General features: G+C 62.0%; 22 protein-coding genes. 10 read left to right on the top strand and 12 right to left on the bottom strand.

Going from position 1 to position 22060, the window contains the following annotated elements; genetic code table 11:
- Window positions 1-102 precede the first annotated feature (102 nt).
- Both purL and AC1D2N_RS28380 read left to right on the top strand, forming a co-directional pair.
- Window positions 103-2334, top strand: a complete 2232-nt coding sequence (gene purL, locus AC1D2N_RS28385) for a phosphoribosylformylglycinamidine synthase subunit PurL (RefSeq protein WP_130652486.1) — start codon at window positions 103-105, stop codon at window positions 2332-2334.
- 19 nt (window positions 2335-2353) lie between these two features.
- On the top strand, window positions 2354-2587 hold the full coding sequence (locus AC1D2N_RS28380) for a BolA/IbaG family iron-sulfur metabolism protein (RefSeq protein WP_130652487.1): 234 nt from the start codon (window positions 2354-2356) through the stop codon (window positions 2585-2587).
- Between the two features lie 34 nt (window positions 2588-2621).
- On the opposite strand, the gene AC1D2N_RS28375 is transcribed toward AC1D2N_RS28380, so the two are convergent.
- A complete protein-coding gene (locus AC1D2N_RS28375) occupies window positions 2622-3875 on the bottom strand; it encodes a hypothetical protein (RefSeq protein WP_130652488.1) in 1254 nt (417 codons plus the stop codon).
- 165 nt (window positions 3876-4040) lie between these two features.
- Here AC1D2N_RS28375 and AC1D2N_RS28370 point away from each other — a divergent pair, with 165 nt between their 5' ends.
- The 7 genes from AC1D2N_RS28370 (at window position 4041) to AC1D2N_RS28340 (ending at window position 9775) form a co-directional block, all read left to right on the top strand.
- Window positions 4041-4271: a hypothetical protein gene (locus tag AC1D2N_RS28370; protein WP_018242199.1), complete on the top strand. Its 231-nt coding sequence runs from the start codon at window positions 4041-4043 to the stop codon at window positions 4269-4271.
- 49 nt (window positions 4272-4320) lie between these two features.
- The gene (locus AC1D2N_RS28365; protein WP_130652489.1) at window positions 4321-5142 is read left to right on the top strand and encodes a c-type cytochrome; all 822 of its coding nucleotides are present in this window, start codon (window positions 4321-4323) and stop codon (window positions 5140-5142) included.
- 146 nt (window positions 5143-5288) lie between these two features.
- Entirely contained in the window at window positions 5289-5624 is a 336-nt protein-coding gene (gene grxD, locus AC1D2N_RS28360) for a Grx4 family monothiol glutaredoxin (protein WP_018242201.1), read from the top strand.
- A 137-nt stretch (window positions 5625-5761) separates the two neighbouring features.
- Window positions 5762-6967: a multidrug effflux MFS transporter gene (locus AC1D2N_RS28355; protein ID WP_032980411.1), complete on the top strand. Its 1206-nt coding sequence runs from the start codon at window positions 5762-5764 to the stop codon at window positions 6965-6967.
- Between the two features lie 37 nt (window positions 6968-7004).
- On the top strand, window positions 7005-8285 hold the full coding sequence (locus tag AC1D2N_RS28350) for a multidrug effflux MFS transporter (RefSeq protein ID WP_130652490.1): 1281 nt from the start codon (window positions 7005-7007) through the stop codon (window positions 8283-8285).
- Window positions 8286-8387: 102 nt separating this feature from the next.
- Window positions 8388-9227, top strand: coding sequence for an acyl-CoA thioester hydrolase/BAAT C-terminal domain-containing protein (locus AC1D2N_RS28345; protein WP_130652491.1), 840 nt, complete (start codon window positions 8388-8390; stop codon window positions 9225-9227).
- Between the two features lie 74 nt (window positions 9228-9301).
- A complete protein-coding gene (locus tag AC1D2N_RS28340; protein WP_130652492.1) occupies window positions 9302-9775 on the top strand; it encodes a GNAT family N-acetyltransferase in 474 nt (157 codons plus the stop codon).
- Window positions 9776-9798: 23 nt separating this feature from the next.
- On the opposite strand, the gene AC1D2N_RS28335 is transcribed toward AC1D2N_RS28340, so the two are convergent.
- The 11 genes from AC1D2N_RS28335 to AC1D2N_RS28285 form a co-directional block, all read right to left on the bottom strand.
- Entirely contained in the window at window positions 9799-10623 is an 825-nt protein-coding gene (locus AC1D2N_RS28335; protein WP_130652493.1) for an inositol monophosphatase family protein, read from the bottom strand.
- Window positions 10624-10663: 40 nt separating this feature from the next.
- Window positions 10664-11491 (bottom strand): inositol monophosphatase family protein, encoded by an 828-nt coding sequence (locus AC1D2N_RS28330; RefSeq protein WP_026188410.1) that lies wholly within the window; start codon window positions 11489-11491, stop codon window positions 10664-10666.
- 46 nt (window positions 11492-11537) lie between these two features.
- On the bottom strand, window positions 11538-12407 hold the full coding sequence (gene ttcA, locus AC1D2N_RS28325) for a tRNA 2-thiocytidine(32) synthetase TtcA (RefSeq protein WP_130652494.1): 870 nt from the start codon (window positions 12405-12407) through the stop codon (window positions 11538-11540).
- 60 nt (window positions 12408-12467) lie between these two features.
- Complete coding sequence (locus tag AC1D2N_RS28320) at window positions 12468-13397, bottom strand: glutaminase (protein WP_018242209.1); 930 nt, start codon at window positions 13395-13397, stop codon at window positions 12468-12470.
- Between the two features lie 100 nt (window positions 13398-13497).
- Window positions 13498-14115 carry a 30S ribosomal protein S4 gene (gene rpsD / locus AC1D2N_RS28315; RefSeq protein ID WP_004676212.1) on the bottom strand — a complete coding sequence of 206 codons (618 nt, stop codon included), beginning with the start codon at window positions 14113-14115 and terminating at the stop codon, window positions 13498-13500.
- Window positions 14116-14339: 224 nt separating this feature from the next.
- Window positions 14340-15851 carry a helicase HerA domain-containing protein gene (locus tag AC1D2N_RS28310; RefSeq protein ID WP_018445195.1) on the bottom strand — a complete coding sequence of 504 codons (1512 nt, stop codon included), beginning with the start codon at window positions 15849-15851 and terminating at the stop codon, window positions 14340-14342.
- 131 nt (window positions 15852-15982) lie between these two features.
- Window positions 15983-17158 carry an MFS transporter gene (locus tag AC1D2N_RS28305; protein WP_130652495.1) on the bottom strand — a complete coding sequence of 392 codons (1176 nt, stop codon included), beginning with the start codon at window positions 17156-17158 and terminating at the stop codon, window positions 15983-15985.
- Between the two features lie 97 nt (window positions 17159-17255).
- Complete coding sequence (murI, locus tag AC1D2N_RS28300) at window positions 17256-18059, bottom strand: glutamate racemase (RefSeq protein ID WP_018242211.1); 804 nt, start codon at window positions 18057-18059, stop codon at window positions 17256-17258.
- On the bottom strand, window positions 18040-18870 hold the full coding sequence (locus AC1D2N_RS28295) for an RNA methyltransferase (protein ID WP_018242212.1): 831 nt from the start codon (window positions 18868-18870) through the stop codon (window positions 18040-18042). Before AC1D2N_RS28295 ends, murI begins: the two co-directional genes overlap by 20 nt.
- A 4-nt stretch (window positions 18871-18874) precedes the next feature.
- On the bottom strand, window positions 18875-20908 hold the full coding sequence (locus AC1D2N_RS28290) for an FUSC family protein (protein WP_130652496.1): 2034 nt from the start codon (window positions 20906-20908) through the stop codon (window positions 18875-18877).
- A gap of 103 nt (window positions 20909-21011) precedes the next feature.
- The gene (locus AC1D2N_RS28285; RefSeq protein WP_130652497.1) at window positions 21012-21539 is read right to left on the bottom strand and encodes a hypothetical protein; all 528 of its coding nucleotides are present in this window, start codon (window positions 21537-21539) and stop codon (window positions 21012-21014) included.
- Between the two features lie 186 nt (window positions 21540-21725).
- Here AC1D2N_RS28285 and AC1D2N_RS28280 point away from each other — a divergent pair.
- On the top strand, window positions 21726-22060 hold a 335-nt coding region (locus AC1D2N_RS28280), incomplete at its 3' end, for an isocitrate/isopropylmalate family dehydrogenase (protein WP_477982430.1).

The raw sequence follows: 22060 nt of genomic DNA, 5'->3' as shown, positions 1-22060 counted from the left end.
GTTGACCGCCCGCTGTTGACGGCGGGCATTTTCCTGTCGCGCGCCGTCCCTACATAGGCTAAAGAGCGGAAAACGCGCAACGGCAGGGACTTTCGAGAGCTCATGACCATTCCAAACACCATCCCGATCACGCCGGAACTCATCGCGGGTCATGGCCTGAAGCCCGACGAATACCAGCGTATTCTGGATCTGATCGGCCGCGAACCGACCTTCACCGAGCTCGGCATCTTCTCGGCCATGTGGAACGAGCACTGCTCCTACAAATCCTCGAAGAAATGGTTGCGCACGCTGCCGACCAAGGGGCCGCGCGTCATCCAGGGCCCGGGTGAAAATGCCGGCGTGGTCGACATCGATGACGGCGATTGCGTCGTCTTCAAGATGGAGAGCCACAACCACCCCTCCTATATCGAGCCTTATCAAGGTGCTGCGACCGGCGTCGGCGGCATCCTGCGCGACGTCTTCACCATGGGTGCGCGCCCGATTGCCGCGATGAACGCCCTGCGCTTCGGCGAGCCGGATCATCCGAAGACCCGCCATCTCGTTTCCGGCGTCGTCTCCGGCGTCGGCGGCTACGGCAATTCCTTCGGCGTGCCGACGGTCGGCGGCGAAGTCGAATTCGACGCTCGCTACAACAGCAACATCCTCGTCAACGCCTTTGCTGCCGGTATTGCGAAGTCCAACGCCATCTTCCTGTCCGAAGCCAAGGGCGTCGGTCTTCCGGTCGTCTATCTCGGCGCCAAGACCGGCCGCGACGGCGTCGGTGGCGCGACGATGGCATCGGCCGAATTCGACGAATCGATCGAGGAGAAGCGCCCGACCGTTCAGGTCGGCGACCCCTTCACCGAAAAGTGCCTGCTGGAAGCCTGCCTCGAGCTGATGAAGACCGGCGCCGTCATCGCCATCCAGGATATGGGTGCAGCCGGCCTGACCTGCTCGGCCGTCGAAATGGGCGCCAAGGGCGATCTCGGCATCCTGCTCGAGCTCGACAAGGTGCCGGTGCGCGAAGAGAGAATGACGGCCTACGAAATGATGCTGTCGGAAAGCCAGGAGCGCATGCTCATGGTGCTGCAGCCGGAAAAGGAAGAGGAAGCCAAGGCGATCTTCGTCAAGTGGGGCCTCGATTTCGCCATCGTCGGCAAGACGACCGACGATCTGCGCTTCCGCGTTATGCATCAGGGCGAGGAAGTCGCCAACCTGCCGATCAAGGATCTCGGCGACCAGGCGCCGGAATATGACCGCCCCTGGCGCGAATCCGGCAAGCATGGCCCCCTGCCGGCAAATCTCGTCGCCGCACCCGAGGATTATGGCCAGGCGCTGCTTCAGCTCGTCGGTTCCGCCAACCAGTCGAGCCGCCGCTGGGTCTATGAGCAATACGATACGCTGATCCAGGGCAATTCGCTGCAGCTTCCGGGGGGTGATGCCGGCGTCGTGCGCGTCGACGGCCATCCCTCCAAGGCGCTCGCCTTCTCTTCCGACGTCACCCCGCGTTATGTCGAGGCAGACCCGTTCGAAGGCGGCAAGCAGGCGGTCGCCGAATGCTGGCGCAACATCACAGCGACAGGCGCCGAACCGCTCGCCGCCACCGACAATCTCAATTTCGGCAATCCCGAAAAGCCCGAGATCATGGGCCAATTCGTTCAGGCGGTGAAGGGCATCGGCGAGGCCTGCCGCGCGCTCGACTTCCCGATCGTCTCCGGCAACGTCTCGCTCTACAACGAGACCAACGGCGTCGCCATCCTGCCGACCCCGACGATCGCAGGCGTCGGCCTGCTGCCGGACTGGCGCAAGATGGCCCGCATCGGCGCTGCCAACGATGGCGATAAGGTCATCATGATCGGCGTCGACGGCAACCATCTCGGCCAGTCCGTCTATCTCCGCGACGTGCTTTCCAGCCGCGAGGGTCCGGCGCCGGAGGTGGATCTGTTTGCCGAGCGCCGCAACGGCGATTTCGTTCGCTCCGTGATTCGCAACGGCCAGGCGACCGCCTGCCACGACATCTCCTCGGGCGGCCTTGCCGTGGCGCTCGCCGAAATGGCGATGGCCTCAGGCAAAGGCCTGACGATTGATCTGAGCGAAGGCAAGGGTGCGCCGCATGCGCTGCTCTTCGGCGAGGATCAGGCGCGCTACGTCCTGACGTTGCCTGCCGATGTCGCCGATTTCGTCTGCGTCAATGCAGAAGGTGGTGGCGTTCCCTTCCGCCGTCTCGGCACGGTCGGGGGAACGGCGCTCATCGTCGGCGATCTCATCTCGCTGCCGATTCAACAATTGCGCGATGCCCATGAATCGTGGTTCCCTGATTTCATGGAAGGCCGCGGCGAACTTGCTGCGGAATGATGCGCAAGGAGTAACGATCATGGCCATGAAACCCGGCGATATCGAAGACATGATCAAGGCTGGGATTCCCGGTGCCAGGGTGACGATCCGCGATCTGGCGGGCGATGGCGATCACTACGCCGCCGAAGTCGTCGCCGAAGCCTTCCGCGGCAAGAGCCGCGTGCAGCAGCACCAGATGGTCTACGAGGCGCTGAAGGGCAATATGGGCGGCATACTACACGCGCTGGCGCTGCAGACCTCCGCGCCGGAATAGAGCCCGACGCGATCCCGATGACGATGCCCGGCCCTCAGCCGGGCATTCTCTTTTCGTCGGGATTGGCAAAGACCGAGGCCGGCATCGGCCCAGATGTCAGCAGCGTGAAGTCGAAGGGTGCCTGCAGATCAGGCCCAAGCACATATTGCCGGTGGACGCGTAGCTGGTCCTTGCGGATCTTGCGGTAGTGCTCGCGCGTCAGCATCTGCTTGACGCGGATCAGGATCATTTTCGCCTGAGGCGCATCCGTATGGCCGGAGACAGCAACGACCGGTACCTTGTAGAAATTGATCGAATCCGTCAGGCACTGCACATCGAGCCAGGAAATGTCGGGACAGCGGGCGATCAGCCCGACGCGGGCGCGAAGCAGTGTTGCCGATGACATGAGCGCACATTGCAGGATGGCGCTGCCGAGTGTGGCAAACACCACACGCTTGCCCTTGAAGATCTCCGGCTCCCTTTCCAGCAATATGCCGATGACATGGGCGGCGACGCTCGATCCCATGCTGTGCGAGGAGATCACATATTCGTCCGCCTGTTCGTCAAGCGCCTTGCGCACGGCAGTGGCCCGGCCTTCCAGCCAGTCGTTGAAATCTGTCCGGTCCATGCGGCCGAGCGCTACAGCCATTGCCCAATCGGCGAACAGATGCAGCGTATGGAAGCGTTCAGAAAACGGCAGGAAGGCGAAGATGAAGAAACAAAGCGCCAGCGGTCCGCTCCAGAGCATGTGCCACGGCGAAAAGCCGAGACCATAGGGCAGGATGGCAATCTGCGCCGTCAGTGCGATCGCCAGCGCCGTCAGCAGGAACGGGAAGAGGAAGAACAGGCCGAAGCGCCAGGCGTGGCGGAAATATCCGCGCATGCCGCCTTCGAGCATGATCTCGGCGCAGCTCCGGAAGCCTGCCATGATCTGGCTCAGCGTGTTTCCGCCGCGCAGCCTGCTTACCAGCTTATCGTGATCGACCATGTGGATCCGGCTCTTCGTCTGCCAGCCGTCGGAACCGGTCCCTTCCCCGGTCGCCGCCTTGTCGGCTGCCACTGGCGCCGCTTCGGCTGCCACCGGCGCCGCTTCGGCTGCCGCGGGCGCCGCTTTGGCTGCCCGTTCGCCCGTCGTGACCACGAAACTGAGGGGATCACTTCCCGCCTCCGGCGCGCCCGTTTCAAGCGAATAGTCCCAGACGGCGGCACTCTGCCTGGCCGAACGCTCGTAGCGCGCCCTGTGGGCAACGCCGTCGAGCGGCTCGAAGCCCGTGAAATGCAGGACGACCCGCTTCTCGATCAGTTTCATTCCACTCTTCCGGCCGGGCAAATGACCGGCATGTTGCTGCGATCCGGCTGCTGCGCCGCTGATAGGGGTAAAAAAGCAGCTATGGTCTCGAAGCCGTCTTGCTAACCGAACTCTTCCGGAATTCAATAGCATCCATGTCGTTTCCATCACGAACGGAGGGGTTTTGTGGTCGACCTAGTCAAAGAATTGATATCAGGCGTCGTCGACAGCGTGCTGAAGGAGATCCTGAAAAAAACCACCGGCCGCGCCACGACGAAGCGCAGGAGGCGTAAGACACGCCCCGCCGCGACGACGAAGGTTGCGCGCAAGACGACCTCGGCCAAGCCTAAGCCCGCCCGCAAACAAGTCAGCAAGCGCCGCACCGCCGCTGGCCGCAGCCGTCAGCGACGCAGCTGATATCTTTCGAGCAAAAGCTGCATCTTCGGGACACTGGGGGACTGAACCGATGAAACGCATTCTGAAAATCACTCTCGCGGCCGTCGTCGCGATCTCTCTCATCGCCGTCGCCGGCGTCTACGCCCTGTCGGAGATGCGCCTTTCCAGGACCTATGACGTTGCGGTTGCCGGTTTCACCGTCAAGACGACGCTGCCTGCCGAGGAAGCCGAACGTCGTGCCCGCACGCTGATGTGCGGCGGCTGTCATCACGATGCCGGCAACGTGCTCATCGACGAGCCGGGCATCGGCCGCATCGTCGCGCCGAACCTGACCCGCTTCGTGCCCATGTACAGCGATGCTGAACTCGTGCGCCTCATCCGCCATGGCGTCAAGAAGGACGGTACCGGCGCCTTCATCATGCCGGCAAGCAACTTCGCCAATATCACCGATGACGATATGGCGGCGATCATTGCGTGGATGCGCAGTTTGAAGCAGCTTCCCGATGCTGTGGCCGGAACGACGCAATGGGGACCGCTCGGGCGAATCGGCCTGGCGCTCGACAAGATCCCCTTCGAGGCCGATCTGGTGCCTGCCGTCGTCTCCCCTGCCGCGACGCGTCCGACCGATATCGGCGAATACGCCTTCAGGACAGATTGCAGCCACTGTCATAATCTCGATACGGCAAAGCAGTCGGAAGCCTTCCTGGCGCCGGCGCTTAAGCCCCTGGCGCAATCCTATTCAGCTGCCGATTTCAAGACGCTGCTGCGCACCGGCAAGGGCGTCGGCGGCCGGGATCTCGGCGTGATGACACAGGTTTCCCAATGGGATTTCAGCCATTTCACCGATGTCGAAATCGAACAGATTCAGACCTATCTCGCCATTCGACCGTAACGCGACGGCAACAACCCCGGCAACGGCCTGCGCGAACTGGTCTTTTTTTTGGTTCGGGCGGCTGGAATTCCTGCCGTCGCATGCTATCTAAAGGCAACGATTGAAACGGTGGGCCTTTAACCCGCCTGTTGAAAGGATTAGATCCCATGAGCGGCATTCACGAATTCATCGGCAACGAAATCAAGACCAACGACGTCGTCCTCTTCATGAAGGGCACGCCGCAGTTTCCGCAGTGCGGTTTCTCCGGTCAGGTCGTGCAGATTCTTGATTACATCGGTGTCGACTACAAGAGCGTCAACGTGCTCGCCGATTCGGAAATCCGCCAGGGCATCAAGGAATATTCCAACTGGCCGACAATCCCGCAGCTTTACATAAAAGGCGAGTTCGTCGGCGGCTGTGACATCGTCCGGGAAATGTTCCAGGCTGGTGAGCTGCAGCAGCATCTTCAGGAAAATGGCATCACCGTTCGCGGCGCCGCCTGACCGGTCACCGGACGTCCGCCCGGTTTCCAAATCTGTTTCTTGAGTTCGAGGCGCTGCGGCCAGCAGCGCCTTGACCTGTTTATGGGAATTTCATTGTGACAGATTCATCACAAGCCGTGTCCGCGGGCCGCCTGCCCATGGGCAAGCGTGAATTCATCGCGCTCGCAGCCTTCCTGATGGCCGTCAACTCGCTGGCGATCGACATCATGCTTCCGGCCCTGCAGCAGATCGGCGCGAGCCTCGGCGTCGAGAGTGAGAATCACCGGCAGTTCGTCGTCTCCACCTATCTGCTCGGCTTTGGCTGCGCCCAGCTGTTCTACGGCCCGCTCTCCGATCGCTTCGGCCGCCGCACGCCGCTTCTGGTCGGTCTCGTCATCTATATCGTTTCCGCCATCGGCATCGTCTTCGTCCCCACCTTCGCCGGCTTGCTGATGCTGCGTTTCATCCAGGGTGTCGGCTCAGCCGCAACCCGCGTCATCACTGTGTCCATCGTTCGCGATATCTATGGCGGCCGGCAGATGGCCGAGGTCATGTCGCTGATCATGATGGTCTTCATGATCGTGCCGGTCATTGCGCCCGGCACTGGCCAGATCGTCATGTTTTTCGGCAACTGGCACCTGATCTTCCTTTTCATCGCCACCATGGCGACTGGCATCACCGTCTGGGCCTATCTCCGTCTGCCGGAAACCCTGCATCCGCAGAATGTCCGCCCATTTACCGCCCGCTCGATCTTCGGCGCCTTCAAGCTGGTGCTGACCAATCGCGTCGCGCTCTGTTACACCATTGCCAGCACCTTTATCTTCGGCGCGCTGTTCGGCTTCATCAATTCGGCCCAGCAGGTCTATGTCGGCATCTACGATCTCGGCGTCTATTTCCCCTTCGCATTCGCCGGTGTGGCGATCTTCATGTCGCTGTCGTCCTTCTTCAATTCGCGCTTCGTCGGTAAGCTCGGCATGCGCCGCCTGTCGCACGGCTCGCTCATCGGCTTCATCGCCATCAACACCATCTGGCTGATCGTCCAGATGGCCAGCACCGAGCCGATGCCCTTTGCTCTGTTCATCTCCTTCTTCGGCCTTGCCATGTTCCAGTTCGGTTGGATCGGCTCGAACTTCAATTCGCTCGCCATGGAGCCGCTTGGCCACGTCGCCGGCACCGCCTCTTCCGTCCTCGGCTTCATGAGCACGGTCGGCGGCGCCATCATCGGCGCCGGCATCGGCCAGGCCTTCGACGGCACGGCGCTGCCGATGGTTGCCGGTTATTTCACCGTGTCGATCATCGGGCTCGTCTTCGTGCTGATCGCCGAGAAGGGTCGCCTCTTCCAATCGCAGAACCCCGCCGTCTGAACGGCCGCCCTCCTCCGCATCCGGGATTTCCAATCACATGACGCCGCCGCATAAACCGCACCAGGAAAACCAGGGCTCTCGCCGCATCGGCATGGGCTTTGGCGAATTCATCGTCACCATCGCCATCATGACCGCCAGCATCGCCATGGCGATCGACAGCATGCTGCCGGCATTGCCCAATATCGGCCATTCCCTCGGCGTCACCAATACCAACGACGCCCAGCTCATCATCGGCGTGTTCTTCTTAGGCTTCGGTGTCTCGCAGATCTTCTTCGGCAGCCTTTCGGATACGTTCGGCCGCCGCAACATCCTGCTCGGCGGCTTGGCTTGCTACATTGTCGGAATGTTTGCCGCAGCAGCAACCGGCAGCTTCGAAATGCTGCTGGTCATGCGCTTCGTTCAGGGCGTGGGCGGAGCGGCGGTGCGCATCACCACCATGGCCATCGTCCGCGACTGCTTCGGCGGCCGTGAAATGGCCCGCGTGATGTCCTATGTCATGATCGTCTTCATGATCGTGCCGATCGTTGCCCCTTCCGTTGGCCAACTCATCATCCTCTATGCCAACTGGCATTGGATCTTCATCCTGCTCGGCATCATCGCCACCATCCTGTTCGTCTGGGCCCTTCTGCGGCTGAAGGAATCGCTGCCACCGGAAGAGCGGCTGCCGCTGTCGGTCAGCTCTGTCTTGGACGGCTTCAAGACCGTGCTCACCAACCGCATCACCTGCGGTTACATGATCGGCCTCACCATGTTCACCGGCGTCATCAGCGCCTATGTGATCTCGGTGCAGCAGGTCTTCGGCGAGGTCTATGGCCTTGGCGACTGGCTGCCGATCGCCTTTGCGGCCACCGCAGGCGGCATCGCCGTCGCCAATTTCGCCAACGGCTTCTTCGTGCGCAAATTCGGCATGCGCCGCATCTCGCACGCCGCCCTGCTGATCTTCACGGCCCTGTCGGCCGCCGGCTTTTTCCTCTCACTGGCCGGCAAGCCGGATTTCGCCGTCGCCTACGGCATCTTCACCATCGTGCTGATGATGTTTGCCGTGATCGCCACCAATTTCACCGCCATCAGCCTCGAGCCGATGGGCAATCTCGCCGGCACGGCGACCGCCATCACCGGCTTCGTCTCGACGACGGCCGGCGCCATTCTCGGTGGCTTGGTTGGCCAGATGTTCAACGGCACGGTGCAGCCGCTCTTCGGCGGCTTCGCCCTCTTCGGTGCGGTCACCATCGCAGCCACCCTCTGGGCTGAGAACGGTAAGCTCTTCACCCATCCGGGAGACAGCCCGCAGCTCGATCCCGGTCCTGCCCACTTCTGAAATAGGAAATATGCCGGAGCGATTGATCCCCGGCGGCATTGCATTAGTTGGCAAGTCGGCACGTTCCTAAATCTGGATGCCCCTGGAAGAAGGAGCCTGGTTTTGGATGCAGGATATCAACGTCTCCCCCCGCCATTGCAGGGCGAGATATTTCAAGTCAAACCAGATACCGGCACTGGCGTTGTGGTACTCGGCGGCACCAGTGGCCGGGTGGATGTGGCCCGTGCCAGGCTGTTTGCCAGCCAAGGGGCAACGGTCATCGCGCTTCGCTGGTTCGGCGGCGAAGGCCAGGCGCCAGGCATTTGCGAGGTGCCGCTGGAAACCTTCTTCGCTGCTACTGATTATTTGATCGAACTCGGTTGCAAACGCCTCGTCCTGGTGGGGACATCGAAAGGCGCCGAAGCTGCGCTGCTCACGGCGGTATACGATCCGCGCATCAGCGCGGTCGTCGCGATGAGCCCTTCGTCAGTCGTGTGGGGAAATATTGGTCCAGGGCTTGATGGCATTAGCTGGCCGGAACGCTCGTCGTGGACATTGCGAGGCACACCGCTTCCCTTTGTTTCGTCGGACCCAGAATGGGTGCGAGAATACAGAGACGAGCTGGTCTCCTATCGAGGCCTGTTCGAAAGATGCCTTCAGGTGCACGAGTCTGAGATCGAAGCAGCGGCTATCCCTTTGGAGAGAACGAATGCCGAAATTCTGCTCGTAGCAGGATGCGATGACGCGCTCTGGCCATCAGACAAATTTGCCGCGTCACTTGTTCGGAGGCGCGCAGCTTCGGGCTTACTCACCCAGCTTGTGTTGGGAGAAGATGCGGGCCATCGCATTCTGCTGCCGGGCGAAACCACCCCCCGATCATCGCTGCGCGCTCATGGTGGAAGTGACGAGGCCGACGCCAAATTGGGACGACTCGCATGGGAACATATTCTTGAGATGCTGTAGCGTGAGCGCTGCAGTGATTTGATCGATGGTTCAATCCATCGGATTGGCGCAGCATTGCGCGAAAGGCGCTCTCGATGGACGACCGAATTCTGATCAGGCCTTACGCGCCAGGCGACGTGGACGCGACGATTGAAATTTTTCTGAGCGCCATACGAGAGGTCGCGTCGAAAGACTACTCACCCGCTCAGATCCAGGCTTGGGCAAAGGTGGAAGATCGCGGACTATGGGCAGAGCGAAGGACAAGCAGGCCTGCCTGGATCGCAGAATTTGACGGACAGCCTGTCGGGTTTTCCGACCTGACCGGCGACGGATGCCTGGACATGATGTTTGTGCACCCCGAGTTTCAGGGGCTTGGAATAGCAAGCCACCTGTTAAGCAGGGTCGAAGGCGAAGCTCTGAAACTGGGGTTTAGCCGAATTTATACCGAAGCCAGCCGAACGGCCCGACCGTTTTTTGAGCGCAAAGGGTTCCGCGTCATAACGAAGCAAATCGTCGAGAAGCGTGGGCAAGGCCTGGAAAACTTTCTCATGGAAAAGCTCTACCAGTAATATGCGGCAGATCGAGCGGTTGATCAGACCGTGAACACCTCACGCCGCAGCACCTCCCAGGAGGCCTTGTCGGGGGTAATCAGCAGCCCGCCATCGAGATGATGCGGCAGGTAGGGCGAGCCGTCGAAGCGCGCCGCATAGGCGCCTGCCTCCTGCGAGATCAGCGTGCCCGCAAGGTGATCCCAGGGCATCAGCTTGTTGTACATGAGGTAATGCACATGGCCGCCGGCAAAGGTGCGGTATTCGTGGGCCGCACAGCGGTAATTGGTGAGGAAGCGCACCTTGGCGAGATTGCCGAGCACTTCGGCGCGTTTCTCCTTCGGCAGGTAGCCGGTCGAGGCCATCCCGACCATATGCTCCAGTCCCACGGGCGCTGCGACCGAGAGCCGCTCGGCGCCGCCTTCCGGCCGCCGCAGCCAGGCGCCGCCGCCCTTTTCCGCCATCACCCAGTCGTCGCCCATCGGATCGTAGATGATACCGGCAACAGTCTCGCCGCCGGAGATGACGGACGCCATGACGCCGAAGGCCGGGATACCGGCGGCAAAATTGAACGTGCCGTCGACCGGATCGACGACGATCGCAAGATCGGCATGTTCGAGGCTGCCAAGCAAATCAGGATCGGCCGCGACCGATTCTTCGCCAAGGAACAGCGCGCCCGGCCAGAGCCGCTGAGTTTCCGCCTTGATCATCCGCTCGGCCTGCTCATCGGCCTCGGTGACGAGATCGGTCGCCTCGCTCTTGGCGCGCACATCGTCCTGACCGAGCCGGCGGAAGCGTGGCAGGATCTCTGCCTTCGCCGCGCGGCGCAGCAGATCGGCCAGAACGGTCACGTCAACAGTCGAAGTCATGTCAAATCCTCACGCTTAGGTCTCTCCGGAGAACCTTGAATCAGATGCCGACGATCTCGCGCCGGATGAGCTGCCAGCTCTCCCGGTCGGGCGCAGAGATGATGCCACCCGTCGTCTCGCCGGGGCGATAGGGCGTACCGTCGAATTTCGCCGTATGGCCACCGGCCTCCTGATGCGCGAGCACGCCGGCCAGGTGATCCCAGGGCATCAGCTTCGCATGGCCGATGAAATGCATCTTGCCGGAGGCGACCATCCAGTATTCGTAGGCCGAGCAGTTGAAGGCGAAGGTCATCCGGATCTTTGCCATGTTGGCGCAGATACGCGCGCGATCCGGTTCGTCCATGTGGCTCCATGACAGGCCACCGACCATCTGGTTCAGGCTAGCAGGCTCAGCGACCTTCAGCTTTGTCGACTGCCCGTCCCGACGCGTCAGAAAGGCGCCTGCGCCCCTGATCGCGGTCACTGTATCGCCGAGAACGGGATCGTGAATGATGCCGGCGACCGTCTCGCCCTTGATCGTCACCGCCAGCATCGTCCCGAAAACGGGAAGCCCGGCGGCGAAATTGAACGTCCCGTCGACAGGGTCGATGACGAAGGCGAGCTCCGCATCGGCAAGGGCCGGCACGACCGACCGGTCGGCATCATAAGCCTCCTCGCCGACGACGAGTGCTGCGGGAAAGCGCTCTCTCAGCGCCGCGGTGATCCGGTGTTCGGCAAGCACGTCCGCCTGCGTCACCAGATCAATTGCCGAAGTCTTTTCCGAAACATCGGCAGCGCCGAGATTGCGGAAACGCGGCATGATCTCGGCACGCGCGGCCTCCCTGACGCAGTCGCCGAGAAAGAGAATATCCTGGTCTGAAATAGTCATGCGAAATCCTGCCTTCATTCAATAGCCAGCCTCCATAGCCGGCCCTTCATGAAGGATCGGTGACACCAAGGGTGGAAAAGTTGAAGAGTTTTGGGTCGAGCAGATGCGACGGGTTCACATGCGAAAGCGCCCGCAGCATTGTTTCCTTGCGGCCCGGCATCCGCCGCTCGATATCGGCGAGCATGTCCTTCATCGCATTGCGTTGCAGCCCGTCCTGCGATCCGCAGAGATCGCAGGGGATGATCGGAAACTGCATGGCGACGGCGAATTTCGCGAGATCGTCCTCTGCGGCATAGGCGAGCGGCCGGAGCACCATCAGATCGCCCTCGTCGTTCAGAAGCTTCGCCGGCATCGAGGCGAGCCGGCCACCATGGAAGAAATTCATGAAGAAGGTTTCGAGAATGTCCTCGCGGTGGTGGCCAAGCACCAGCGCATCGCAACCCTCTTCCCGCGCGACGCGGTAGAGATTGCCGCGGCGCAGCCGCGAACAGAGCGAGCAATAGGTGGCGCCTTCAGGCACCTTGTCCTTCACGATCGAATAGGTATCCCGATACTCGATCCGGTGCTGAACGCCGATCTTGGTGAGATAATCCGGCAGCACGTGCTTGGGGAAGTTCGGCTGGCCCTGGTCGAGATTGCAGGCGATGAGTTCGACCGGCAACAGGCCGCGCCATTTGAGATCGAGCAGCAGCGCCAGCAGCCCGTAGGAATCCTTGCCGCCGGAAAGGCCGACCAGCCAGCGCTTCTGGCCCTTCAGCATGTCGAAATCGTCGAAGGCCTGGCGCACCTGCCGCAGCAGCCGCTTGCGCAGCTTGTTGAAGGAGACCGAACGCGGCGCGTCGGCAAACAGCGCATGGCCGCTGCTATCGGCCTCGCCACTCTCCAACTCGTCGGCAATATTGGCTGCGATATTCATTGCTTCGTCCTACAGAAATTCCACATTTGCTCTAGCAGAAACGCGCCTCGCAACACAGCATCAATCGCCGAAAACCGACCAGCCGGTGCGCGCTGCGAGCATTTCCAGCGCCGCGGCGCCGAGCTGCGAATTGCCGACCTTGTTCAGCCCCGGCGACCACACCGCGATCGAGGCAATACCGGGCGCCACTGCGAAGATGCCGCCGCCGACGCCGCTCTTGCCGGGCAGGCCGACATGATAGGCGAAGTCGCCCGAGCCGTCGTAATGGCCGCAGGTCAGCATCAGCGCATTGATACGCCGCGCCCGCTTCGGCGAAACCACCGAATGGCCGGTCGTCGGATTGCTCCCGCGCGCCGCCAGGAACAGCCCGGCGCGGGCGAGCTGCTCGCAGCTCATCGACAAGGCGCATTGATGGAAATAAACGCCGAGCACGTGGTCGACGGGATGGTCGAGATTGCGGTAGGCGCGCATGAAATTGGCAAGCGCGAAATTGCGGTATCCCGTCTGCGTTTCCGAGCGCGCCACCTTGTCATCGATGGTAATCGACTCGTCATCGGCCAGATAACGCACGAAGCGCAGCAGCTCCCCGATTGCCTCGCGCGGCGCATGGCCGGCCATGACGACGTCGCTGACGGCGATCGCGCCGGCATTGATGAAGGGGTTGCGGGGGATGCCGCTCTCATGCTCGAGCTGGACGATCGAGTTGAAAGCCGATCCGGAGGGTTCGCGCCCGACCCGCTTCCACAGCCCCTCGCCGACCTTGCCGAGCGCCAGCGTCAGCATGAAGACCTTCGATATGCTCTGGATCGAGAAGGCAGTGTCGGCATCGCCGACGCGATAGACTTTGCCGTCGACAGTGACGATCGCCATGCCGAACTGCTTCGGGTCGACCTTGGCGAGCTCGGGAATATAGTCCGCGACCTTGCCCTCGCCGATCCGCGGCTGGATATCGGCGTAGATGCTATCGAGGATCGCCTGCAAATCTGCCATCGCTTCTCTCCAGATCGCAAAAAAGCCGCTCGAAAGAGCGGCTTTCCGTATATCGACGCATGCTGTTCTCGCAATCGGTTTCGACTGCGAGACGAATGCATTAACGCGAATAGAATTCGACGACCAGGTGCGGTTCCATGACGACCGGGAACGGAACGTCGCTGAGCGTCGGAACGCGGCCGAAGGTTGCGACCATCTTGTTGTGATCGACTTCGATATAGTCGGGAACGTCGCGCTCTGCGAGGCTGACGGCTTCCAGAACGGTCACCAGCTGCTTCGACTTTTCGCGAACTTCGATGACGTCGCCGGCCTTGCAACGGTAGGAACCGATGTTGACGCGCACACCGTTGACGGTGACGTGGCCATGGTTGACGAACTGACGGGCAGCAAAGACCGTCGGAACGAACTTGGCGCGATAGACGATAGCGTCGAGGCGCGATTCCAGCAGGCCGATCAGGTTTTCAGAGGTGTCGCCCTTGCGGCGGTCGGCTTCGGCGAAGATCGCGCGGAACTGCTTCTCGCGCAGGTCACCGTAGTAACCCTTGAGCTTCTGCTTGGCGCGCAGCTGCACACCGAAATCCGAAAGCTTGCCCTTGCGGCGCTGGCCATGCTGGCCCGGGCCGTATTCGCGGCGGTTCACCGGGGACTTCGGACGGCCCCAGATGTTTTCGCCCATACGGCGGTCAATTTTGTACTTGGACGATTCGCGCTTGCTCATCGTATTTCCTTTCAAAGGTTTATGACGGTTTGTTGCCAAACCGCACGAAGGAAACACGCCCTCCTCTGATCTCTGCCGAGATCTGACAGGATGTTCCGGTTAGCGAACAGGAACGATCCACGGGACATGTCAAATGAAACACCGGACATTGCTGCCCGGTGCTTGCGGCGGTCTTTAGAGGGCCGTCATGAAAATGTCAACAGCGGCAAACCCCGAAAGCGCCACTATTCCGCCGCCAGCGGCTGGTCGCCCGTGTCGGGGGCGTTGGCGTCGCCCGGCGCCGTCTGGCAGTCCATATCCGGGAAAGCGACGATACGCTTGCCGGAAAAATCGGCGTGCACGACGATGATGCCCTGCTCCTCGAAATAACCAAGCAGGCGGCGGGCGCGGCGGGCGGAATGGGTGCCGTAGGCGCGGGCGATCCGCGCATCCGACGGGCACGGCTCGCCGCAGACGGCGGCTTTGGCGAGCATCAGGAAGACGCCCTGCAGGTCGTCGGTGACACCCGATGACAGCGACAGCGCCGTCGCCCAGGCAACAGTCGCAGCTGTCGTCGCATCGACGCCGGAACGCGAGATCGCCACCCGCCGACGGAAATCCGGCAGCGCGATCGGCGGTCCCGGCACGCGGCGCATGCGCAGCCGCACGAGAAAATCCTGGTAGAGCACCGAATCGGTGCGGAAGGCGGAGGTGGGATCGTCGAGTATTTCGGCAAGAACGCCGGCTAGGCGCTCCTCCCGCTCCTCGGCGGACACTTCCACCTGGCTCGCCCTCGGCTCGGCAGGTGCCGCCGATGCCGCCGGCGTCGAGCGCGAGAGCTCGGCCAGAATGTCGGTCGTCGGCCGCGGCGCCGGTGGGGCGCGGCGCACGGGCGGGCGCTGGAATTCCTCCGGATCGGGCGTGAAGATCAGGTCCTCGACATCCTGAGGCGCATCCGGCAGCGGCATCAGTTTCGGGCTGGAAGAGCGCGCCGAGGTCTCCACGGCGCCGATCTGGATCGGCAGCGGCCGGCGTGACAGCGCCGGTCCGAGAGCGACGAAATTGCCGCGCTTGAGATCGCGGAACATCTCGGCCTGGCGCCGGTCCATGCCGAGCAGGTCGGCAGCGCGCGCCATGTCGATATCGAGAAAGGTGCGGCCCATCAGGAAGTTCGAGGCCTCGGCGGCGACGTTCTTGGCGAGCTTGGCAAGCCGCTGTGTCGCGATTACGCCGGCAAGGCCGCGCTTGCGGCCCCGACACATCAGGTTGGTCATCGCGCCGAGCGACATCTTGCGCGCATCCTCCGAGACATCGCCGCCAACCGACGGCGCAAACATCTGCGCCTCGTCGACCACGACGAGAACCGGATACCAGAATTCGCGATCGGCATCGAACATGCCGTTGAGGAAAGCGGCGGCAGCACGCATCTGATCTTCGAGATCGAGGCCTTCGAGCGTCAGCACGCAGGAAACGCGATGCTGGCGGATGCGGTTGGCAATGCCGGCCAACTCCGCCTCTGTGCGCTCACCGTCGACGACGACGTGGCCAAACCTGTCGCTGAGCGTGACGAAATCACCCTCGGGATCGATGATGACCTGCTGTACCCATTGTGCCGATTGCTCGAGCAGGCGGCGCAACAGATGCGACTTGCCCGATCCGGAATTGCCCTGCACGAGCAGACGGGTCGCCAGCAGCTCCTCGATATCGAGCGTCGCCGGGCTGCCGGACGCCAATCCCATATCGATGCCAACCTGCACGTCCCATTCCCCTTACAAATTCCCGGCCCGTCTGTAACAGATTCGCAGGCACTGTTGTCGTCAAACCTTCAAGAACCCACAGGGAAACCCAGCCCTATAGCATCGGCTCTGCGCTCTAGGGACATAAGGCTTCACACCGCCTCGCGCTCGACGAGGTCGCCCGCCATGTCCTTCTGCGTCGGAATCAGCAAACGTGTGCAGAGCAGGCTGACGAAAAGCGGTACCAGCAAGACCGCAAGCCCCGCGCGCAAGCCCAGGAGTTCGCCGAGAAAGCCGATGATCGGCGGCCCGATGAGAAAACCGGTCAGGGCTGCGAAGGAGAGCGTCGCAACGCTTGAAGCGGGCGGGCGGTCAGTCAGCGAAGCAACGGCCGTCACCGCAAGCGGAAACCCGACCGAGACACCGACACCAACTGCGGCAAAGCCGAGTAGCGCAAGCGGCGTCGCCGGTGCAAGGAGAACGACGAGCATGCCGGCAAGCGAGGCGATGCCGCAACCACGGGCAATGGCAATCGCGCCGAAACGGCCTTTCATGTAATCACCGCTGAAGCGCCCCGCCGCAACCATGAAAGCGAAAACCGAATAACCGAGGCCGGTTTGCGCGCCTTCTGCATTCATGACATCGCGGAGGTAGACCGCCGACCAATCGGCCATCGCACCTTCGGTCATCGTCACGCCGAAGACGAAGGCGCAGATCCCGAGCAGGGCAAGACCGGGCAGCTTGAAGCCGGTCATTGCCTGCGAATTCTCCGCATGGTGACTTTCCGGCAATTTCGGCAGGCGCAGGCTGGCAATCAGCGCAGCCGGCAGGATGACGAGCGCCGTGATCAGAATCGACCAGTGCGGCGAAAGCCCGATGGCTATGGCACCAACGCCGATCAGGCTGCCGGCCATGATGCCAAAGCTCCAGAAGCCGTGGCAGCGGCTCATGATGATCAGCCCCGTCGCCTTCTCCGTCACATCGGCCTCGACATTCATGCCGAGTTCCACCGTCGAAAGCGCGACCCCAACGACAATCAAGGCGAAGAATAGAAGCATGGCGCTGGGCGCGAAGGCTGGAAGCGAAACCACGGCAAGAAAGAAGATGAAACCATAGATGATCGCCATGCGCCCGCCGATGCGCGAGACGAGGCGGCCGGCAAACGGCAGGGTGATCAGCGTGCCGATCGGCAATCCCAGAAGTGCGACCGCGAGATCGGCGGTGCCGAGTTCAAGCTTCGCCTGGATATCAGGAATGCGCGGTAACCAGGCGCCAAAGGCTATCGGCTGCAGAAAAAAGATCAGCATGACAAGTCTTTGCAGCGGCACGGCGCATCCCTTTTATGTCTTGAGCGATAAACACCCGCCCGCGATTCCCCGCGGAGATCTTGCGCGATGAGATCAGTGAAATAAAGCGTGCAGTGCCTTATCGCGTGCTGAGACCAAAACCCTGCATCAGTCGGCGCGTCGCAAAGTCGGGATTGCCGGATGTAAAGGCGGCAAAGTCGAAATTATCGGGGTGAACGGCATCGGCGATCTGCGGAACGAGTGTGCGCGCCCGCCGGGCAATGGCTTCTGCCGGATCCAGCCAGTCCACCGGCCAAGGCGCCAGTCTGCGGAATAGATTGGCCATGAAGGGATAGTGCGTGCAGGCAAGCACGACGATATCGGTCCTCTGACTGTCCTTCTCGACGAAGCATTGGTGGATTTCGGCAAGCACGGCGTCGTCGGAGACGGCGTCACCACGAATATAGGCCTCTGCCATGCGCGCAAGGTTCTCCGAGCCGACGAGGCGGACATGGCATTGCTGGGCGAAGGACTGGATGAGATCGCGTGTATAGGCCCGCTTGACCGTACCCGGCGTCGCGAGCACCGAGACCAGGCCGGAGCGCGTGCGCTCCGCCGCCGGCTTGATCGCCGGCACGGTGCCGACGAAGGTCATCTGAGGAAAGGCGGCGCGGAGATCGGCGCCAACCAGCGTGAAGGCGGTGTTGCAGGCGATGATGCAGACCTCGGGATCGTGTTGTTCGAGCAGCCGGCCGAAAAGCCCGATGATCCGTTCCTTCAGCGCCTGCTCCTCCCAGCCGCCATAGGGAAAGCCGGCGTCGTCGGCGACATAGATGAAGCCACGTTCCGGCATCAGCACGCGCGCTTCGCGCAAGACGGTCAGCCCGCCGATGCCGGAATCGAAGACGAGGACGGGTTTCAGCTCATGCGTCGGCGCTGTCATCTGGCGGTGTTTCCTTGGTCGCGGTCGGGAACCTGCCGCCGCGCGGGCTCTTGCGCGAGAAGCGGTCGAGAGAGGAGATGACGCCGCGCAACACGCTGATTTCCTGCTCCGTGAAGGCCCGGCGGGATAGAACAGCGCGCAGATTGTCGACCATTTTCGGCTTTTTCCCGGCAGGATGGAAATAACCGCGCGCATCGAGCGCCTCTTCCAGCTGATCGAACAGGCCGAACAGCTGGTCCTTGGTCGAAGGCGTCTGCCCCATCGCCTGAAAAGGCACGGCGCCGAGATCCTCCATGCCGGATTTCATCCATTCATAGGACATCAGCAGCACCGCCTGGGCGATGTTCAGCGAGGCAAAGGCCGGATTGACGGGAAAGGTGACGATCTCGTCGGCAAGCGCCACCTCCTCGTTGGTCAGCCCCCAACGCTCACGCCCGAAGAGGATGCCGGTGCCCTCACCGGCGCGGAACCTCGCCCGGAGCGTCTCGGCGGCGATGACGGGAGAGCGCACCGGCTTATAGCCGTCGCGCTCGCGCGCGGTCGTCGCATAGACAAAATTAAGATCGGCGACCGCCTGTTCCAGCGTGTCGTAGACCTTGGTCGCCTCGATGACGTGATCGGCCTTGGAGGCAGTCGCCAGGGCTTTCTCGTTCGGCCAGCCGTCGCGCGGATTGACGAGGCGCAGTTCAGCAAGGCCGAAATTCGCCATGGCGCGCGCCACCATGCCGATATTCTCGCCCATCTGCGGCTCGACCAGAATGATGGCCGGGCCTTCGGCCAGAAGTTGACGCTCGCTGTTCGTGCCTGCCATGGTCCTATCCCTGTTTCGAGCGCGCAATAGCCTCGCCTGCTGCAAACGGCAAGACGTCTGCGTCAGGATAAAGCCTTTCCAGCGCCGAACCGATCATTTCGAGCCCGAGTCTCGCACCCTCGCGCGACAGCGGCAGGTGCCGGCCTGTTGTCCGCGATGCCTTGCGCTGAATGAGGAAACAGGTCGAGCCGCGCGGCGCTGCATTGTCGATCAGCGCCAGATCCGCCGCGATCAGCGTCTTCAGATTGTCGTCGGCGGCCGGCGCGTCGTAACTCTTCGCCAGGATACGCGCCCAATAGGTGCAAGAGAGGAAGATCGCCAGCGTCTGGCGGATCTGGCCTGGGCGCGTCACCACCGACCAGGACGAGCCAAGCGGGCGCGCCGCCACCGTTACGTCGCGGTAGCAGGCATCGATCGTCTGCGACAGCGCCATCAACTCGAAACCGCTTTTGCCCTCGCCGATCCCGGCAAGCAGGTCGCGCAGCGCCTGGAACCAGTGCGCGAGTGCAGTATCGAGCGCGCCGCGCGTGCGCGTGGGGAAAACGACGAAGGCGACCGCCGTTCCGGCCGCCGCCCCGATCATGGTCTCCCCGATGCGCAGCTTCAACAGATCGAGCGTCAGCACGCCGGTCATCCCGTAGACCAGGCAGAGCACGATCGAGATGAAGAAGGTCATCGTCGCATAGGAAACTTGCAGGAAATAGAAGGCGAGGAAGATGCAGATGGCGGCGACCGGAATGGCGATATCAGGCTCGCCCGAAATCATCGTTGCCAGCACGAGGCCGATGGCGATGCCGAATACCGTGCCGAGTGAGCGCGATAGGGCCCTCATCGCCGTATCGCCGCGCGAATTGGTATTGGTGAAGACGAGGAAGGAGGCGAGCACTGCCCAGAACCAGCGCTCGCGCGACAGCAGCAGACCGAAACACATGGCGATCGCCGAGGCGAGCGTGATCTGTAGCGCCAAGCGCAGCAGCGGATTGGCGAACGAAAAGTCGATCGGCTGAGGTTGCGCCGTATCCATGACGGCGTCAATGCCGGAGAAACCGGAGGCCTGCCCCTCGCCGATCGCCTGCGTCAATTCCTGCCGGGCCTTACCGAGCCAGAGAAGCGCACGCACGGTCTCGCCCTGCGGCTGGTCCTTGATGGTTTCGGCCATTTCCTCATATCTTCCAAGTTCCACCGCATCCGCCTCGATCACGGCATGCACGAGCGCAAAGGGCGGCGGACTCTGGAAGCTCAGCACGATCGCGCTCTCGGCAGCAAGATGCGCATCGAAGAGCCGGATCGCCAGCTCGGCGGCGGGATCAGCGGTGCCATCGAAAACCCCGCCGGGCGGGCGCGGAATAAAGGTCTCCGCCATCAGCACCACTTCCTTCAGCCGGTCTTCCAGCTGGCGCAGCTCCTGCCGGTCGGCTTCGCCGATCTCAGCGCCGCCGGCAAGGGCGGCGAGCTTGAAGAGAATCTGGTTGATCCGGCCGCGCACGCTTTCGAGCGAGCGCAGCAGGTCCCGTCGCCAGTCGTCCGGCAGCAGCACTGCTCTCACCAAATGGCCGACGAGCACCGAGACGACGGGGCCGATCGCCACATCAGGCAGCTCGGCAAGGGAAGGCCGGAAATAAGAGCCCATGAAATAAGAGGTGAAGGCGAACATGCCGATCGCAAAGCCGCGCGGCCCGAACACGCGGCCCGCCGATGCGAGCGCGATCACCACCAGGAAGACGAGATCGGAGAGAAAACGCTGATCTTCGAGGCCCGCCGCGATCGCGACGACGCCAAGGCTTGCGACGCAACCGAAGAGCCGCGTCACCAGTTGGCGCGTATTGCCCTTGTCGCGAACCGCCACCCCGCCCTCGATCGACAGCACGATGCCAAGACCGAAGGCGGCCGTCGGCAACGGCAGAATGAACATCTGGATGGCGAGAAGGACTAAAAACGAGAAAACGATCGTCAGCGTTACACGCGAGGCCATGCGCAGACGCGAAAGCGCCGGATCGTTGGCAAGCAGCCAGTCGCGGAACTGAAAACCGGAAAACAAATGCGAGAGCCCCTCATGCCGCCCAGGGATCAACAGATACCGCCGCAACAGCGGAAATCAAACTGCCCGAGATCGAATCTCGATGCTCTCGAATGTCGCGCGCCTATTGGCCCTTGGCAATCAGCGCCATGGTCGTCTTCAGGGAATCGCGCGCCTGCGTTTCGATATTCTCTGTGACGATATCGTCGATGACGGGCTTACCACCTTCCTCGACCACTTCGAAACGAACGGTCGTATAGTCCTTGGCATCGGGCGCATCCGAGCAGGCGGATTTCCTGAAGCGCACCGTCACCTCGGCCACGCCGTCGATCACTGGCGCTGCCGCCATCGTCAGATCCTCCAGCGGGCACGCATCCTGGCCGTTGACGATGACGTCGTAGTCGAAGGGCGATATGCCGTCGTCATCGATGGCGGGAAACTGCGCCGCCGCCTGGTATCTCGCGACGAAATCGCGGCTGTAGAGATGCTCGAGCCGGCTCGCATCGAAGATGTCGGTCCAGTCGCTGTTGTTGTCGGCCCAGTTGCTCCTTGTCGCCTCCATGATCTCCTTCACAGGAGCGGTAATGTCGGCAGCGTGACTGATGCCTGAAAAGGCGATAAGGCTTGCGATAACAACGGCGATTGTCTTCATGGTCGAATGTCCGGAGCGGCAGATCGCGGCGGACACTAGCTAAATTTCAGCGCGTGGCAATGGCGGCAAAAACGCATTGTCGAACCCCTTGCAGCTTTGCGTTCCCGGTTCACAATGCTATAGCGCTCCGGATCATATCACCCACCCGGGACCCCGTCCCCATTCAAGCTCGAACGAGGCAGATACATGAACAAGATCAAGGTCGCCAATCCCGTCGCCGATCTCGACGGCGATGAAATGACGCGCATCATCTGGCAGCTCATCAAGGATAAGCTGATCCATCCGTATCTCGACCTCGACATCGACTATTTCGACCTCTCCGTCGAAAACCGGGACGCCACCAACGACCAGGTCACCGTCGATGCCGCCAACGCCATCAAGAAGTATGGCGTCGGCATCAAGTGCGCGACGATCACGCCGGATGAAGCCCGCGTCAAGGAATTCAACCTCAAGGAAATGTGGAAGAGCCCCAACGGCACGATCCGCAACATTCTCGGCGGCGTCATCTTTCGCGAGCCGAT

Source organism: Rhizobium sp. P1_B8 (assembly GCF_056406515.1).
The sequence above is the reverse complement of the archived record's forward strand: the minus strand, read 5'-3'. Positions and strand labels throughout refer to the sequence as shown.

Excerpts from the sequence above, each read along its gene's own strand:
- purL (WP_130652486.1), top strand. The coding sequence starts at position 103 with ATGACCATTCCAAACACCATCCCGATCACGCCGGAACTCATCGCGGGT.
- AC1D2N_RS28380 (WP_130652487.1), top strand. The coding sequence starts at position 2,354 with ATGGCCATGAAACCCGGCGATATCGAAGACATGATCAAGGCTGGGATT.
- AC1D2N_RS28375 (WP_130652488.1), bottom strand. The coding sequence starts at position 3,875 with ATGAAACTGATCGAGAAGCGGGTCGTCCTGCATTTCACGGGCTTCGAG.
- AC1D2N_RS28365 (WP_130652489.1), top strand. The coding sequence starts at position 4,321 with ATGAAACGCATTCTGAAAATCACTCTCGCGGCCGTCGTCGCGATCTCT.
- grxD (WP_018242201.1), top strand. The coding sequence starts at position 5,289 with ATGAGCGGCATTCACGAATTCATCGGCAACGAAATCAAGACCAACGAC.
- AC1D2N_RS28355 (WP_032980411.1), top strand. The coding sequence starts at position 5,762 with ATGGGCAAGCGTGAATTCATCGCGCTCGCAGCCTTCCTGATGGCCGTC.
- AC1D2N_RS28350 (WP_130652490.1), top strand. The coding sequence starts at position 7,005 with ATGACGCCGCCGCATAAACCGCACCAGGAAAACCAGGGCTCTCGCCGC.
- AC1D2N_RS28340 (WP_130652492.1), top strand. The coding sequence starts at position 9,302 with ATGGACGACCGAATTCTGATCAGGCCTTACGCGCCAGGCGACGTGGAC.
- AC1D2N_RS28335 (WP_130652493.1), bottom strand. The coding sequence starts at position 10,623 with ATGACTTCGACTGTTGACGTGACCGTTCTGGCCGATCTGCTGCGCCGC.
- AC1D2N_RS28330 (WP_026188410.1), bottom strand. The coding sequence starts at position 11,491 with ATGACTATTTCAGACCAGGATATTCTCTTTCTCGGCGACTGCGTCAGG.
- ttcA (WP_130652494.1), bottom strand. The coding sequence starts at position 12,407 with ATGAATATCGCAGCCAATATTGCCGACGAGTTGGAGAGTGGCGAGGCC.
- AC1D2N_RS28320 (WP_018242209.1), bottom strand. The coding sequence starts at position 13,397 with ATGGCAGATTTGCAGGCGATCCTCGATAGCATCTACGCCGATATCCAG.
- rpsD (WP_004676212.1), bottom strand. The coding sequence starts at position 14,115 with ATGAGCAAGCGCGAATCGTCCAAGTACAAAATTGACCGCCGTATGGGC.
- murI (WP_018242211.1), bottom strand. The coding sequence starts at position 18,059 with ATGACAGCGCCGACGCATGAGCTGAAACCCGTCCTCGTCTTCGATTCC.
- AC1D2N_RS28295 (WP_018242212.1), bottom strand. The coding sequence starts at position 18,870 with ATGGCAGGCACGAACAGCGAGCGTCAACTTCTGGCCGAAGGCCCGGCC.
- AC1D2N_RS28285 (WP_130652497.1), bottom strand. The coding sequence starts at position 21,539 with ATGAAGACAATCGCCGTTGTTATCGCAAGCCTTATCGCCTTTTCAGGC.